Source organism: Streptomyces sp. NPDC127098, assembly GCF_042722465.1.
GTDB classification, from domain to species: domain Bacteria; phylum Actinomycetota; class Actinomycetes; order Streptomycetales; family Streptomycetaceae; genus Streptomyces; species Streptomyces millisiae.
The window spans coordinates 68,135-82,439 of the sequence record NZ_JBHXFJ010000004.1; the positions used below are offsets into that span (position 1 = coordinate 68,135).

The following is a 14,305-nucleotide window of genomic DNA, read 5'->3' on the forward strand; positions in this document are numbered from 1 at the left end:
GGGGCGAACGTTGGAGTCTATCGGCCTGAACTGCCCCCGAGGAAGACCGGATTGCTCATCGCGGCCATCGCTCCGGGCAGCCCGGACGCCCCGCCGTCGGCCGGTCGGTGGCGTACCTCGGCCCGAACATAGGCCACCAGCGAGACGGTTGTCTCCCAGGTGAGGGTCCCCGAATTGATGTCCGACGAAAGCTGCGTCGAACGCATGAGGCCCTGGTCCGTGATCAGTCGCAGCACCCCGCCCGGCACTCCGGACACCTCGAGCCGGACGGTGACCTTCCGGTCCGCCGGGGCGTCCAGGCGTTCGCCGATGCCGGCGCGCCGGCCGCGTTCGTCGGTGACCGTCAGGTCGAGCGTGACGGCCGAGGACTCGGCGAGGTAGCTCCGGCCTGCCGCGATGCCGGCCAGGACGGAGCGGCGGTCCAGACCATCGGCCAGCACCACGGTCTGGGCGAGGCCGACCGGCTGCGGCTCGCGGTGCGCGTCGCTGTTGCCCATCGCCGGCAGCCAGTCGCCGCCGCCACGCAGCAGCGACTCCCAGCTGGCCAGCGCCAGCTCCTCCTCGGCCGTCCACTCGCCGTTCCACAGCTCGACGGCGTCGGCCTCGCGGAAACCGAACTTCCACGAGCAGCCGATGCACGCGGCATGGGCGTGCGCCGGTACGACGAGTCCACCCGCCCGGTGGATACGGCGTGCGTAGCGGGGGTACGCGTCGTCGCGCGCGCGGTAGCGCCAGTCGACGAAGGTGCCGGGGTCGGTGCCGAGCGCCAGGTAGTGGCCGTTGCGGGTGGTGACCTCCTCGCCGCAGAGGACCAGCAGGTCGTCGCCGTCCAGGCCGCGCCAGGCGCCGTGGCCCGAGGTGGTGTTGTGCTCGGTGGTGACGATGAAGTCGAGCCCGGCCGCGCGGGCCGCGGCGGCGACCTCGGCCGGGGTGCGGCGCCCGTCCGAGTGGACGGTGTGCAGGTGGCAGTCGCCCCGGTACCAGGCGCGGCCACGGCCGCGGGCGCGCTCGCGGGGGTAGGTGGGGCGCGGGGTGGTGCCGGCCGGCCCGTACTCCAGGGTGATGGTCAGTTCGTAGTCCAGGCCCTGGGGGGCGATGGTGTAGGGGCCGAGCGCGACGTGCCAGGTGCCGGCGTTGACCGGTCCTGCCAGGTAGCCCGGGGTGGCCTCCTCGGCGCTCAGGAAGAACTCGGTGCGCGCGCCGCCCGACCAGCCGCGGAAGCCCTCGCCGCCGAGCTCGGTGCCGCGCTCGTCGAAGACGCCGATGTCCAGCGCGTTGCCCGGGGTGCCCGCGGGCACCTGCGGCCGGTCGTAGCTGTAGGAGACGGCCAGCCGGCGCACGCCGCGCGGCACCCGCACCGGGACGTAGACGAAGTCGGGCGCGCCGGTGTCGAGGTGGCCGCGCACGGTGCGGGTCTCGGGCCGGGCGGAGGCGTCGCCGTCGTCGGCGTTCGCGAAGTCCACGGGGGCCAGGGTAACGGCGGCCGCGCCGCCGGTGGCCGCACCGAGTCTGAGCAGGTCACGTCGGTTCACCGCGCCCATGGGCACAACTCCGTTCGGTCTTTCGGGGGTTGGGGACCGAGCCACGGTCACACGCCCGGCGGGCCCCCACATGACGTGCGGGGGAACGCCAGAGGGCTACCTGCGTCGGCCCCACCCCACTCTTATGCTCGGTGGCATGACAAGTAGCGGAGCGGCCCCCACGGCCAACGCGATGCGGCGCGCGCTGCGCCGGGCCAGGGACGGGGTGGCCCTGGACGTGACCGAGGCCGCCGTGCTGTTGCAGGCCAAGAGCGAGGACCTGGACGAGCTGGCGACCGCCGCCGCCCGGGTGCGGGACGCCGGCCTGGAGGCGGCCGGCCGGCCCGGCGTCATCACCTACTCCAAGGGCGTGTTCATCCCGCTCACCCGGCTGTGTCGGGACCGCTGCCACTACTGCACCTTCGTGACCGTGCCGGGCAAGCTGCGCCGCGCCGGCCACGGCATGTTCCTCTCCCCCGACGAGGTGCTGGAGATCGCCCGGCGCGGCGCCGAACTCGGCTGCAAGGAAGCCCTGTTCACGCTCGGCGACAAGCCGGAGGACCGCTGGCCCGAGGCCCGCGAGTGGCTGGACGCGGCCGGCTACGACTCGACGCTCGAGTACGTGCGCGCCATGGCGGTGCGGGTCCTGGAGGAGACCGGGCTGCTGCCGCACCTCAACCCCGGCGTGCTGAGCTGGACGGACTTCCAGCGGCTCAAGCCGGTGTCCGCCTCGATGGGCATGATGCTGGAGACCACCGCCACCCGGCTGTGGTCGGAGCCGGGCGGCCCGCACCACGGCTCGCCCGACAAGGAGCCGGCCGTCCGGCTGCGGGTGCTGGAGGACGCGGGCCGGTCCAGCGTGCCGTTCACCAGCGGGCTGCTGATCGGGATCGGCGAGACGTACGAGGAGCGCGCCGAGTCGCTGTTCGCGCTGCGCCGGGTGTCCAGGACCCACCGGGGCATCCAGGAGATCATCATGCAGAACTTCCGCGCCAAGCCGGACACCGCGATGCGCGGCATGCCGGACGCGGAGCTGGCCGAGCTGGCCGCCACCGTGGCCGTGGCCCGGCTGCTGCTCGGCCCGACGGCCCGCATCCAGGCGCCGCCGAACCTGGTCGACGGCGAGTTCGACCTGCTGATCCGCTGCGGCATCGACGACTGGGGCGGCGTCTCGCCGCTCACCATCGACCACGTCAACCCCGAGCGGCCCTGGCCGCAGATCGAGGAGCTGACCCGCCGCACCGCGGCCGCCGGCTTCACGCTGCGCGAACGCCTCCCGATCTACCCGGAGTTCGTGAAGCGCGGCGAGCCCTGGCTCGACCCCAGGATCCTGCCGCACGTCACGGCGCTCGCCGAGCCCGAGACCGGCCTGGCCCGCGAGGACGCCATCCCGCGCGGCCTGCCCTGGCAGGAGCCCGACGAGCCGCTGACCGCCGCCGGACGCACCGACCTGCACCGCGCCATCGACACCGAGGGACGCACCGGCGACCGCCGGGCGGACTTCGACGAGGTGTACGGCGACTGGGCCGCGCTCGCCGAACTGGCCGCGCCCGGCATGGTGCCGGAGCGGATCGAGGGGGACGTGCGGGCCGCGCTCTCCCGGGCCGCCGACGACCCGACCCGGCTGACGGACGAGCAGGCCCTGACGCTGCTGCACGCGGAAGGACCGGCGCTCGACGCGCTGTGCCGGATCGCCGACGACCTGCGCCGCGCCGTGGTCGGCGACGAGGTGACGTACATCGTCACCCGCAACATCAACTTCACCAACGTCTGCTACACCGGCTGCCGGTTCTGTGCCTTCGCGCAGCGCCGCACCGACGCCGACGCCTACACGCTGTCGGTGGCGCAGGTCGCCGACCGCGCCGCGCAGGCGTGGGAGGTGGGCGCCGTCGAGGTGTGCATGCAGGGTGGCATCCACCCCGACCTGCCGGGCACCGCCTACTTCGACATCGCGCGCGCGGTGAAGGAGCGGGTGCCGGGCATGCACGTACACGCCTTCTCGCCGATGGAGGTCGTCAACGGCGCGGCCCGCACCGGGCTGTCGATCCGCGAGTGGCTGGTCGCGGCCCGCGAGGCGGGGCTCGACACCATCCCGGGCACCGCCGCCGAGATCCTCGACGACGAGGTGCGCTGGGTGCTCACCAAGGGCAAGCTGCCGGCCGACACCTGGATCGAGGTCGTCTCCACCGCCCACGAGTTGGGCATCAGGTCGTCCTCCACGATGATGTACGGCCACGTCGACCAGCCCCGGCACTGGCTCGGCCACCTGCGCACCCTGGCCCGGATGCAGCGGGCGAACGAGGAGAAGGGGCTCGCCGGCTTCACCGAGTTCGTCACCCTGCCGTTCATCCACACCAACGCCCCGGTCTACCTGGCCGGCATCGCCCGCCCCGGGCCGACCCACCGGGACAACCGGGCGGTCACCGCGATGGCCAGGCTGCTGCTGCACCCGCACATCACCAACATCCAGACCAGCTGGGTGAAGTTGGGCACCGAGGGCGCCGCCGAGATGCTGCGCTCGGGCGCAAACGACCTGGGCGGCACGCTGATGGAGGAGACCATCTCCCGGATGGCCGGTTCCTCCTACGGCTCCTACCGCTCGGTCGCCGAACTGAAGGCCATCGCGGACTCGATCGGCCGCCCGTCCAGGCCGCGCACCACCACCTACGGCGAGGTGCCGGCCGAACGGGTGGCGGCCGCCGAGGCGGCGGACGGTCGACTTCCCAAGCTGCTCCCGGTGTTGGGCGGCGAGGGGTGAGCGTGCCGACGGGGGGCGCGCTGTGGGGAAGGTCCGACCAGCAGGACTTCCGCAGCCGGGTACGTGGCTGCCTGCTGGGCGGCGCCATCGGGGACGCGCTGGGCGCCGGCGTCGAGTTCGACTCGCTGGAGCGGATCGTCGAACAGCACGGCGAGGACGGCGTCACCGACTACGTGCCCGCGTACGGCCGGCGCGGCGCGATCACGGACGACACGCAGCTGACGATGTTCACGGTGGACGGCCTGATCAGGGCGCACGTTCGCCGGGACACCGGCGCCTGGCACCCGCCGACCGACCTGCACGCCGCCTACCGCCGCTGGTACGTCACCCAGCGCGAGTGGGGCCCGGACGAGCGGCGCGCCGAGGACGGCTGGCTGGCCCGCGAGGAGTGGCTGTACTCCCAGCGCGCCCCCGGCCGGGCCTGCCTGAGCGGGCTCGGCGACGCCAGGATGGGCACCGTCGAGCGGCCGAAGAACCCGGACTCCAAGGGCTGCGGCACGGTGATGCGCTCCGCGCCCTTCGGCCTGCTGGTCGGCTGGGAGCCGCAACTGGTCTTCCAACTCGCCGTGGAGTGCGCGGCGCAGACCCACGGCCACCCCACCGGGATGCTGGCGGCCGGCGCGTTCGCGGCCATCGTGCACGGCCTGGTGCGCGGCGACGACCTGGACGCCGCGATCCAGAAGGCGCTGGTGCAGCTGGCCACCCGCCCCGGCCACGAGGAGACCACCGACGCCCTGAAGCGCGCCCTCGGCGCCGTCCGGCAGGGCATGCCGAGGCCGGAGCTCGTGGAGTCGCTCGGCGAGGGCTGGACGGCGGAGGAGGCGCTGTCCATCGGGGTCTACTGCGCGCTGGTGGCCCAGGACATGCGGCACGGCCTGCTGCTCGCCGTCAACCACGGCGGCGACTCCGACTCCACGGGCTCGGTCTGCGGCAACCTGCTGGGCGCGTTGCACGGCGAGACGGCGCTGCCACCGGCCTGGGTGGCGGAGCTCGAGGGCCGGGAGACGCTGCTGACGCTGGCCGACGACTTCGCGATGGAGATGACGCAGGGCCCGTCGCTGCACAGCCCCGGCGAGTCGTCCTCGGTCTGGCTGGAGCGCTATCCGCGGTCCGCCGGCTGATCCGGGGCGGCGTCGTCCGGCGCGCTACCGGTGCGCCGCCGGCTGACCGGCCGCGGCCTCGCCGCCCGGCGCGGTGGCGTCGTCCCGCTCGATGCCGAGGACGTCCAGGAAGGCGGTCGCGGCCGGCGTGCGCGCCGAACGGCTCCAGATGACGTACTCGACGCGGGCCGGCGCGTCGGACACCTCGACGGTGACGACGCCACCGGGCAGCTGTGGCACATAGGCCGAGGGCAGCATGGCCACGGCCAGGCCGGCGGCGACCAGCCGGGCGACGTAGTCCGCCGTGTTCACCTCGAAGGCGACGTCCCGGCCGAGCCCGGCGGCCGCGAAGGCCAGGTCGGACTGGGCACGCCCCGCCGTGCCCGCCGGCAGGTCGGCGAACACCTCGTCAGCGAGCCGCCGCAGGTCGACCACCGGCTCGCCGGCCAGCGGATGGTCCGGCGCGACCACGGCGACGAGCCGGTCCCTGGCCAGCTCCCGCACGGCGACGCCCCGGGGGTGCGCCGTGGTCGGCAGGCCGAGGAACGCCACGTCGACGGCGCCCTCGCGCACCTGCTCGACCAGGGTGTCGCTGCCGCCCACCCGCAGGCTGACGCGCACCTCCGGATACCGCCGGCGGAAGTCGCGCAGCGCGCCCGGCACGTCGACCGCGGCGACGGTGGGGATCAGGCCGACGGCCAGCCGGCCCCGCACCTCCCCGACGGCCGCCGCGACCTCGGCGGCCGCCCGCTCCGCCGCGTCCAGGCACTGGCGGGCGGCCGGCAGGAACGCCGCGCCGGCCGGCGTGAGACGCACCCGGCGGCTGGTCCGCTCGAAGAGCCGCGCGCCGAGCTCCCGCTCCAGGCGGGCGATCTGGTGGCTGAGCGCCGACTGCACCACCAGGCACCGCTCGGCGGCCCTGGTGAAGCTGTTGGTCTCGGCGACGGCGAGGACATAGCGCATCTGCTGGAGCTCCATGGATCCATCGTGGATCGAGATCGATGAACTGACAAACATGTGTTGGACTCATCGATCACCTCGAACGAGACTTCGAGCATGACCAGTGACCTGCAACGGACCGCCCTGACGGCGCTGGCTCCCTCGGTGTGGGGCACGACCTACGTCGTCACCACGGAGCTGCTCCCGGCCGGCCACCCCCTGTTCGCCGGGCTCCTGCGCGCGCTGCCCGCCGGCCTGATCGCGCTGGCGATCACCCGGACCCTGCCGCGCGGAGCCTGGTGGGGGAAGGCCGCCGCGCTCGGCGTACTCAACATCGGCCTCTTCCTCCCCCTGCTGTTCGTCGCGGCCGAGCGCCTGCCGGGCGGTGTCGCCGCGACGCTGGCCGCCGCCCAGCCGCTCGTCGTCGCGGTGCTGGCCGTGACGGTGCTGCGCGAGCGGCTGTCCGGCTGGCGGCTCCTGTGGGGCGTGGCGGGCGTCGTCGGCGTCGGCCTGGTGGTGATCGGGCCCAACGCGTCCCTCGACACCGTCGGGATCGCGGCCGGCCTCGCCGGCGCGGCCACCATGGGGCTCGGCGTGACGCTCACCAAGCGCTGGGGACGCCCCGCCGGGGTAGGCCCGATGGCCTTCGCCGGCTGGCAACTCGCCGCCGGCGGCCTGTTCCTGGTGCCCGTCACCCTCCTCGCCGAGGGCCCACCCCCGGCCGTCGACGCGCCCGCCGCCCTCGGCTACCTCTGGCTCGGCCTGGTGGGCGGGTTGATCACCTACACCCTGTGGTTCCGGGGCGTGACGGCCCTGCCCGTCACCTCGGTCGCCGTCCTCGGCCTGCTCTCGCCGCTGGTGGCCGCCCTCCTCGGCGCCGCCCTGCTCGGCGAGACCCTGGGCCTCGTCCAGCTCGCCGGCTTCGGGCTCTCCCTCGCCGCGATCGTCGCGGGACAGCTCCCCGCGCCCACCCGTGCCCGTCTGGCCACGGTGCGCCGGGGCCGGGCTGAGCACCCGCCCGGTCGACCGGTCACTGCTTCGCGGCGTCCCACGGATCGCCGACCCAGCTGTCGAAGGCACGCAGCAGAACCAACAGCGCCGCCCCCAGACGCCAGTCCGTCTCCGGCGCGTGCAGGAGCAGACGGTCGCCGCCAGACCTGAACTCCAACGTGGCCCGCCCGCCCACGCGCCAGATGATGCGCCGGGGCCCACGCGCGACGTCACCACCGCCGGAGAACAGGCTGGCCAGGACGATCAGAGCCTGCACCGGCCACAGAGGCCACCACACGCACCACCAGAAGATCCGCCCCTTGAAACCCACCGCCGCGGGACCACCGGCCTGCGTCACCGTCCAGCGAGTGCGCAGACCCCTGCCGCGCAGCGCCTTCTCACGTACGAACGAGCCGATCAACTCGCCCTGCGGACCCAGCACCTGGAACGTCGCGACACCACTCGCGGCAGAGGCGGTCACCAGGGTCGCCACCCGCTCCCGACGGTGCTCGTCGGCCCACAGGACGAAGGAACGGGCCCCACTGCCACGGGCGGCCAGGTACGCGGGTATGCCGCCCGGCGGCAACTCGCGCTCCGCGTGTGCGACCACCCGTGGCGCCCCCGATCCCTCGGAGAACTCGACCCAGGTCTTGACCGGCTCCGGAGTGCCGCCCGGACCGGCGGGACGGCGGACTTTCATGGTCAGTACGTTGCTCACCCGACGTGCTCCCCCTTGTGCGCGGAGCCCTCCGCTCTCTGAGACTCCCCGGCTGATCCTACGGACGGCACGGGCGGCGACAACAGCCACCGTGCTCCGACCAGCCCGCCGATCGAACACATCGCCCGAACCAACCTCGCTCCCGCGGCTCGACATCCACAGGAGCTCCCCCGCACAGGAAGGAACCCTCGTTGAGGATCACCGTGTTGGGAGCGGCCGGCATGGTCGGCTCCCGCGTCGTCGCCGAGGCCGCCGCCCGGGGCCACGAACCGGTCGCGGTCCACCGGCGAGCGCCGTCCGGCACGTCCCCGACCGCCGTCGTGGCCGACGCCGACGACCTCCACCGCATGACCGAACTGTTCGCCTCCACCGACGTGGTCGTGGCCGCGACCCGACCCGCACCCGGCCACGAACCGACCCTCGTCCCGACCACGACCACCCTGCTCGACGCGGCGGCCAAGGCCGGCACCCGGATCCTGGTCGTCGGCGGCGCCGCCCCACTGCGGCTCCCGGCCGACCCCGACCGGATCGTCCTCGACAGCGCGGAGTACGTGCCGCCGCCATACCGCGCGATCGCCGCCGCCAGCGCCGCCCAACTGGCCACCTGCCGCGCCCACCCGGCCGACTGGACCTACCTCAGCCCACCCGCCCTCCTCCAACCCGGCCCCCGCACGGGCCACTACCGGCGCGGCACCACCACCCTCCTCACCACCGCCGACGGCACCTCCCACATCTCGGCCGAGGACCTGGCCGTCGCCATCCTCGACGAACTGGAGAACCCGCGCGCGGACCGGCACTTCACCGTCGGCTACTGAGCGGCACCACTCTTTCGTGCGGATGTCCGGCGAACTCCCCTCGGTTCGGCGGCGATCGACCTGGCGTGCCCAGGGGATCGTGGCGAAGGAGTGTGCGCATGCCGGCGGAGAAGGAGAAAGCGCGCGCGGACGAGCGGTCGGCGCGGCAGACGTTCGTCCAGGAGTTGGCCCGGCTACGGGCCGAGGCGGACTGGTCCTACCGGGAGTTGGGCGCGAAGGTCGGCTACGACTTCTCGCACCTCTACAAGATGGAGCACGACGGCAGCCTCGGCAGCGCGGAGATTGTGGCCGACCTGGACGCGCCGTACGGGACGACACCGCATCTGACGCTGCTGTGGCGGCTGGCCAAGGTCGAGGCGTTCCGCAGCAAGTACCTGTCGTACATGCGGACCGAGGCGGAGGCCAGCGTTCTGCACCAGTTCGCGGTGTCGTTGGTACCGGGCCTGCTCCAGACCGAGGACTACGCCCGTGAGTTGATCCGGTCCGCCGAGCCGCTGGAGGACGACGTGGAGGAGCAGGTGGCGGCACGACTGGCCAGGCGATCCCTGCTCACCGGTGCGGACCGGGCCGACTTCCGGGCGGTCCTCGATGAGGCCGTCCTGCGCAGGCCGCTGCGGGACCCAGTGGCCTGGCGCGCACAGCTGGCGCAGCTTGTGGAGATGGCGCAGTGGCCGAACGTCACACTCCAACTGCTGCCGTTCTCCGCAGGGCACCACGGCTTGAGCAACACGGACACCATGCTGCTGTGGTTGCGGGACGGGAAGGGAGTCGACTACACCGAGACGGGATACTCCGGGAATCTGATCGAAAGCCCGTCAGGGTTCGATCGCCTACGTATCGCCTACGATCGGCTGCGAGACGTAGCCCTGCCGCCACCAGAAACCGTGGCGTCCATCGAGCAGTTGATGGAGGAGCTCCCATGCGATCCCCCCGAATCGACGTGAGCCACGCGGCTTGGCGCAGGTCCAGCTACAGCAACCAGGACGGCGGCAACTGCGTGGAAGTCGCCGACGGCTTTCCCGGTGTCCTGCCGATCCGGGACAGCAAGCGACCGGACGGCCCCGTGCTGGTGGTGGACGGTGCGGCCGTGGCACCGAACCGCCCCGCTCCGGCGGGCTCAACTCCTCCATGACCAGCAGCATCGCCGAGACGGCACCTCAGCACGGAGGCCATGTCAGCCGCTCGCCCCGTCGCCACTCGCCGCGCTCGTCAGGATCGCGCTCGTGACGAGCTCGAAGAGGTGATCAGCGCGCGGGGCGAGCGAAGGCTGTTCGCCGAGCCACGCGAGCGCCGCGATCAGTGCGAACAGGTCGGTGCCGTCGACGTCGGCCCGCGCCACGCCCGCGGCCTGGGCGCGGGTGAGGAGCCGAGCACCGGACGCGCGCAGGGTGACGCACGCAGCGTGGAGTGCGGACTCGGGGGCGCCGATGGCCGCCGCCATCAGCACGATCACGCCACGGTACTCGGTCGCCCACGCGGTGTAGTCGCGCACCCACGATACGAGAGCGTCTTCGGGTGAGCTCGACGTCTCGAGCTCGCCCGCCCTCGCCGTCAGTGCGTCGAAGCTCGTGCGGAGCAGGGCTTCGAGCAGCGCCTCGCGGGTCGGGAAGTGGCGGAGCAGCGTGGCGAGTCCCACGTCGGCCCGGCGCGCGATGTCGCGCAGCGACGCGTCGACGCCCTGCTCGGTGATGACGGCACCCGCGACCGCGAGCAGGTGGTCGCGGTTCTTCCTGGCGTCGGCTCGCATCTGCCTCCTCTTGATTATCCGGATCACTGGTCCATATATTTGGATCAGTGATCCGGATAAGTGTATCCCGCGAAACGAGAGGGAGAGAATGATGTCGACGCGCACGATGAGGGCGGTCCGGCTCCACGAGCACGGAGGCCCCGAGGTCCTGCGGTACGACGAGGTGCCGATTCCCGAGCCGGGGCCGAGCGAGGTGCTCGTGCGCGTGCGCGCGGTCGGCGTCAATCCTCCGGACTGGTATCTGCGCGGCGGGCTGACCAGGGTGGCCGGGTCGGACTCGACGGTCAGTCTGCCGGTGATTCCGGGCACGGACGTGTCGGGGGTCGTCGAGGCCGTCGCCGCGGACGTGGCCGGTCTGGCCGTGGGAGACGAGGTCTTCGGTCTCCTGCGCTTCCCCAGTTTCGACGGCCGCGCGTACGCCGAGTACGTGGCCGCGCCCGCGTCGGACCTCGCGCGCAAGCCGGCCGGCATCGATCACGCGCACGCCGCCGGGGCACCGATGGCCGGGCTGACAGCGTGGCAGTTCCTGATCGAGCTCGGGCACGATCATCCCTCGCCCCTCCAGGAGGCACCGCATCGCCCGATCGCGCTCGATGCCGACACGACGGTGCTCGTCAACGGCGCCGCGGGCGGCGTGGGGCACTTCGCGGTGCAGTTGGCGAAATGGAAGGGGGCGCGTGTCATCGCGGTGGCTTCGGGCGCGCATGAGTCGTTCCTGCGCGAGCTCGGCGCCGACCGGTTCATCGACTACACCAAGGAGCGTCCCGATGACCTCGTGCGCGACGTCGACCTGGTTCTCGACACCGTCGGTGGCCGCGACAGCAGCCGCTTCCTCCGCACGCTCAGGCACGGCGGCGCCCTGTACCCGGTGTTCCCAGGCGACTTCGACGACGCCGAGATCGCGAAGTCAGGCGTCACGGTCTCGGTCACCCAGGTCCGCTCGAACGGCGCGCAACTCGCCGAACTGGGACGGTTGCTCGACGCGGGCGCGGTCCGCGTCGCGATCGACAGCACGTTCCCGCTCGCGGCGGCCCGAGCGGCGCACGAACGCGCCGCCCGAGGCCATATCCAGGGCAAAATCGTGCTCACGGTCGATGAGCGGTGAGCCGACAGCCCCGCCGCGTCCGGCGCTCGTCCTCGGGGACTTCGGGGACTTCGGGGACGTGGCCCGCGGCGTCGCGCGGCGCCGGCGGCCTGTCTGGACTCGCTTCCACCGAAACCGGCATCCGGATCCGCACCGGTCGAAGCCGGTCCGTCACGCACCGCAGGAGCGGCGGATGGTCAGCACGGGGTGTAGCACCACCTGGCGCAGGGGGAGTGGTTCCTCGGCGTCGAGGCGGTCGAGGAGCAGGTGGGCGGCCTGCTCGCCCAGTTGGCGTTTGGGTGGGGCGACGGCCGTGAGGGGGGTCTCGGCCAGGGCGGCGATCTCGTCGTCGTAGGCGATCAGGGCCAGGTCCTCCGGGGTGCGCAGGCCGCGGGCGCGGGCGCGTTGGAGGAGCTCGACCGCGTCGTGGTCGGAGTGGACCAGGGCCGCGCGGGTGTCGGTGTCCAGGCAGTGGTCGAGGAAGACGTCGTACTGGCGGTCCGTGCCGCGGCTGGCCTGCCGGACGGGGGCGGTCGGGTCGAGGGCGAGGCGCTGTACGGCGGCGGTGTGGCCCTCGCGGACCAGGGGCGCCGTCGGGCTGTCGGCGAGGTAGAGGGCGACGCGCCGGTGGCCGAGGTCGCGCAGGTGGCGGGTCGCGCGGTAGGCGCCCTGGCGGTGGTCGGAGACCACGAACTCGCAGCGTGCGTACGGGTCTTCCGGCTGGCGCTCCAGGAGCACGAACGGTCGGCCGGTGGCGCGCAGCGCGGTCAGGGTGGCGGTGGGCGGGTAGTGCCCGCCGGCGGTGGCGACCAGCAGGCCGTCCGCGCCCGAGGCGCGGAGTTCGTCGATCTGCGCCGGCTCGCGTGCACCCCTGTAGTCGGTGAGGGCGATGACGACGCGGGCGCCGCGCCGGGCGGCCACGGCGCGGACGCCGGCCAGTACGCTGGGGTAGTAGTAGGTGGCCGAGGGCACCAGCAGCCCGAGGGTGCGGCCGGGGCCCTGGGCCGCCGGCGCCGGTGCGGGGATCGCGCCGCCGCGCACCCTGGTGAGCCGCCCCAACTCCGCGAGCTCCGACAGGTCCCGTCTGATCGTGCCGGCCGAGACGCCGAAGCGGGCGGCGAGTTGGGCCACCCGCACCGCGCCCGTCGCGCGCAGCTCACGCAGCAGCAGCTCCTGTCGTTGTTCGGCGAGCAGCTCGGTCATGGTGCCGGAGTCTACTGCACGTTCCTGCACGTTCATTGATAGTGATGCTCAATCTTGCGCATTTCTATTGACTAGTTGGCGGTCCTGGTTCAAGGTGCGGTGGCACACATCACAAAGGAGCCGCCTTCGTGTTTCAGCGCATCCTCGCCGCAGTGGCGGCGGCCCTGCTGCTCGCCTCCTGCGGGATCGGCGGCGGCGCGTCGGGCAACGACGGCGACGGGCCCACCGTCATCACCTACTGGTCCTGGATCTCCGGTTCCCAGGAGCTGGTCGACCGCTTCAACGCCACCCACGACGACGTCCAGGTCGCCTTCGAGCGAGTGCCGGCCGGCACCGCGGGCGGCTACTCCAACATGTTCAACGCCGTGCGCGCCGGCCGCGCCCCCGACGTCGTCACCGTCGAGTACCCGCAGCTGCCCGGCTTCGTGACGCAGCGGGTCGTACAGCCCCTGGAACCGTTCGGACTCGACGAGCTGGAGCCGGAGTTCCCCGACTGGGCCTGGCAACAGACCGCACTCGGCGGCCGGTTGTCCGCACTGCCGCTCAACATCGGCCCGACCGTGCTGTTCTACCGGGCCGACCTGTTCGAGGAGTACGGGTACCAGCCGCCCACCACCTGGGCCGAGTACCGCGCCACCGCCGAGCGGCTGCGCGCTGACCATCCCGACGCCACCATGACCAACTTCGGCTCCAACGACGCCGCGCTGTTCGCCGCGCTCGCCTGGCAGGCCGGCGCCGAGTGGTACGACACGTCGAGCGGCCACTGGCAGGTCAGTGGCGTCGACGGACCGACCACCCGCGTCGCCGAGTACTGGGAGTCGCTGATCGCCGACGACCTCGTGACGGTGGGGCCCACCTTCGAGGAGCAGCACGTGACCGCGCTCCAGGAGGGCACCTCGCTCACCCTCATCGGCGGCCCCTGGACGGCCGCCAACATCTCCCGCTTCGTACCCGAACTCGCCGGCGCCTGGGGGGCCGTGCCGCTCCCGGCGTGGGAGGAGGGCGGCGCGGCCAGCGCCAACTACGGCGGCTCCTCGCTCGCCATCCCCGAGGGCGCCGAACACGCCGAGGAGGCGGCCGAGTTCATCCGCTGGGCCGCGACCTCACCCGAGGCCGTCGACGCCATCGCCGGCGTCAACACCTCCTACCCCGCCCACCTCGGCCAGGCCGAGGTCTGGGGCCCCGGCATCGAGGCCGCCAACCCCTTCGTGGCCGGCATGAACCTGCCCGACGCCGCCGCCGAGGCCGCAGCCACCGTGGACCCCGACTGGGAGTGGGGCCCCGACATGACCGTGGGCTTCGCCCGCCTCGTCGACGAGACCACCACCGGACTCGACCGCCCCGGCGGCCTCGCCGACGCGCTGCGCCGCTGGCAGGAAGCCACCCGGGCGCAGCTGCGGCAACGCGGCTTCGACGTCAGCGGCTGAACCG

The 14,305-nt window shown here is 73.1% G+C and carries 12 protein-coding genes; 8 read left to right on the plus strand and 4 right to left on the minus strand.

Features of this window, described 5'->3' with window-relative positions:
- Window positions 1-17: 17 nt before the first annotated feature.
- Window positions 18-1,541, minus strand: coding sequence for a CehA/McbA family metallohydrolase (locus tag ACFWI8_RS04440; protein ID WP_387085507.1), 1,524 nt, complete (start codon window positions 1,539-1,541; stop codon window positions 18-20).
- A 124-nt stretch (window positions 1,542-1,665) separates the two neighbouring features.
- On the opposite strand from ACFWI8_RS04440, the gene ACFWI8_RS04445 reads away from it, so the two are divergent.
- Together ACFWI8_RS04445 and ACFWI8_RS04450 are read left to right on the plus strand one after the other, a co-directional pair.
- Entirely contained in the window at window positions 1,666-4,278 is a 2,613-nt protein-coding gene (locus tag ACFWI8_RS04445; RefSeq protein WP_387085510.1) for a bifunctional FO biosynthesis protein CofGH, read from the plus strand.
- Window positions 4,275-5,399 carry an ADP-ribosylglycohydrolase family protein gene (locus ACFWI8_RS04450; protein ID WP_387085513.1) on the plus strand — a complete coding sequence of 375 codons (1,125 nt, stop codon included), beginning with the start codon at window positions 4,275-4,277 and terminating at the stop codon, window positions 5,397-5,399. Before ACFWI8_RS04445 ends, ACFWI8_RS04450 begins: the two co-directional genes overlap by 4 nt.
- A gap of 24 nt (window positions 5,400-5,423) precedes the next feature.
- Here the strand turns inward: ACFWI8_RS04450 and ACFWI8_RS04455 are convergent, their stop codons facing one another.
- A complete protein-coding gene (locus tag ACFWI8_RS04455; protein WP_387085516.1) occupies window positions 5,424-6,356 on the minus strand; it encodes a LysR family transcriptional regulator in 933 nt (310 codons plus the stop codon).
- Between the two features lie 78 nt (window positions 6,357-6,434).
- Here ACFWI8_RS04455 and ACFWI8_RS04460 point away from each other — a divergent pair, with 78 nt between their 5' ends.
- The 4 genes from ACFWI8_RS04460 (at window position 6,435) to ACFWI8_RS04475 (ending at window position 9,972) form a co-directional block, all read left to right on the plus strand.
- Complete coding sequence (locus ACFWI8_RS04460) at window positions 6,435-7,478, plus strand: EamA family transporter (protein ID WP_387085519.1); 1,044 nt, start codon at window positions 6,435-6,437, stop codon at window positions 7,476-7,478.
- A 738-nt stretch (window positions 7,479-8,216) separates the two neighbouring features.
- Window positions 8,217-8,840: an NAD(P)-dependent oxidoreductase gene (locus ACFWI8_RS04465; protein ID WP_387085522.1), complete on the plus strand. Its 624-nt coding sequence runs from the start codon at window positions 8,217-8,219 to the stop codon at window positions 8,838-8,840.
- A gap of 98 nt (window positions 8,841-8,938) precedes the next feature.
- Window positions 8,939-9,784 (plus strand): helix-turn-helix transcriptional regulator, encoded by an 846-nt coding sequence (locus ACFWI8_RS04470; protein WP_387085525.1) that lies wholly within the window; start codon window positions 8,939-8,941, stop codon window positions 9,782-9,784.
- Entirely contained in the window at window positions 9,760-9,972 is a 213-nt protein-coding gene (locus ACFWI8_RS04475; protein ID WP_387085529.1) for a DUF397 domain-containing protein, read from the plus strand. The genes ACFWI8_RS04470 and ACFWI8_RS04475 overlap by 25 nt, the downstream gene beginning before the upstream one ends.
- Before the next feature lie 42 nt (window positions 9,973-10,014).
- Here ACFWI8_RS04475 and ACFWI8_RS04480 read toward each other — a convergent pair whose 3' ends face one another.
- Entirely contained in the window at window positions 10,015-10,587 is a 573-nt protein-coding gene (locus ACFWI8_RS04480; RefSeq protein WP_387085532.1) for a TetR/AcrR family transcriptional regulator, read from the minus strand.
- A 91-nt stretch (window positions 10,588-10,678) separates the two neighbouring features.
- On the opposite strand from ACFWI8_RS04480, the gene ACFWI8_RS04485 reads away from it, so the two are divergent.
- The gene (locus ACFWI8_RS04485) at window positions 10,679-11,692 is read left to right on the plus strand and encodes an NADP-dependent oxidoreductase (protein ID WP_387085535.1); all 1,014 of its coding nucleotides are present in this window, start codon (window positions 10,679-10,681) and stop codon (window positions 11,690-11,692) included.
- Between the two features lie 150 nt (window positions 11,693-11,842).
- Here ACFWI8_RS04485 and ACFWI8_RS04490 read toward each other — a convergent pair whose 3' ends face one another.
- On the minus strand, window positions 11,843-12,874 hold the full coding sequence (locus ACFWI8_RS04490) for a substrate-binding domain-containing protein (RefSeq protein ID WP_387085538.1): 1,032 nt from the start codon (window positions 12,872-12,874) through the stop codon (window positions 11,843-11,845).
- 128 nt (window positions 12,875-13,002) lie between these two features.
- On the opposite strand from ACFWI8_RS04490, the gene ACFWI8_RS04495 reads away from it, so the two are divergent.
- On the plus strand, window positions 13,003-14,301 hold the full coding sequence (locus tag ACFWI8_RS04495) for an ABC transporter substrate-binding protein (RefSeq protein ID WP_387085541.1): 1,299 nt from the start codon (window positions 13,003-13,005) through the stop codon (window positions 14,299-14,301).
- Window positions 14,302-14,305 lie beyond the last annotated feature (4 nt).

Bases quoted from the DNA above. Each gene is read 5' to 3' on its own strand.
- ACFWI8_RS04440 (WP_387085507.1), bottom strand. From the start codon at position 1,541: ATGGGCGCGGTGAACCGACGTGACCTGCTCAGACTCGGTGCGGCCACC.
- ACFWI8_RS04445 (WP_387085510.1), top strand. From the start codon at position 1,666: ATGCTCGGTGGCATGACAAGTAGCGGAGCGGCCCCCACGGCCAACGCG.
- ACFWI8_RS04455 (WP_387085516.1), bottom strand. From the start codon at position 6,356: ATGGAGCTCCAGCAGATGCGCTATGTCCTCGCCGTCGCCGAGACCAAC.
- ACFWI8_RS04460 (WP_387085519.1), top strand. From the start codon at position 6,435: ATGACCAGTGACCTGCAACGGACCGCCCTGACGGCGCTGGCTCCCTCG.
- ACFWI8_RS04470 (WP_387085525.1), top strand. From the start codon at position 8,939: ATGCCGGCGGAGAAGGAGAAAGCGCGCGCGGACGAGCGGTCGGCGCGG.
- ACFWI8_RS04475 (WP_387085529.1), top strand. From the start codon at position 9,760: ATGCGATCCCCCCGAATCGACGTGAGCCACGCGGCTTGGCGCAGGTCC.
- ACFWI8_RS04480 (WP_387085532.1), bottom strand. From the start codon at position 10,587: ATGCGAGCCGACGCCAGGAAGAACCGCGACCACCTGCTCGCGGTCGCG.
- ACFWI8_RS04485 (WP_387085535.1), top strand. From the start codon at position 10,679: ATGTCGACGCGCACGATGAGGGCGGTCCGGCTCCACGAGCACGGAGGC.
- ACFWI8_RS04490 (WP_387085538.1), bottom strand. From the start codon at position 12,874: ATGACCGAGCTGCTCGCCGAACAACGACAGGAGCTGCTGCTGCGTGAG.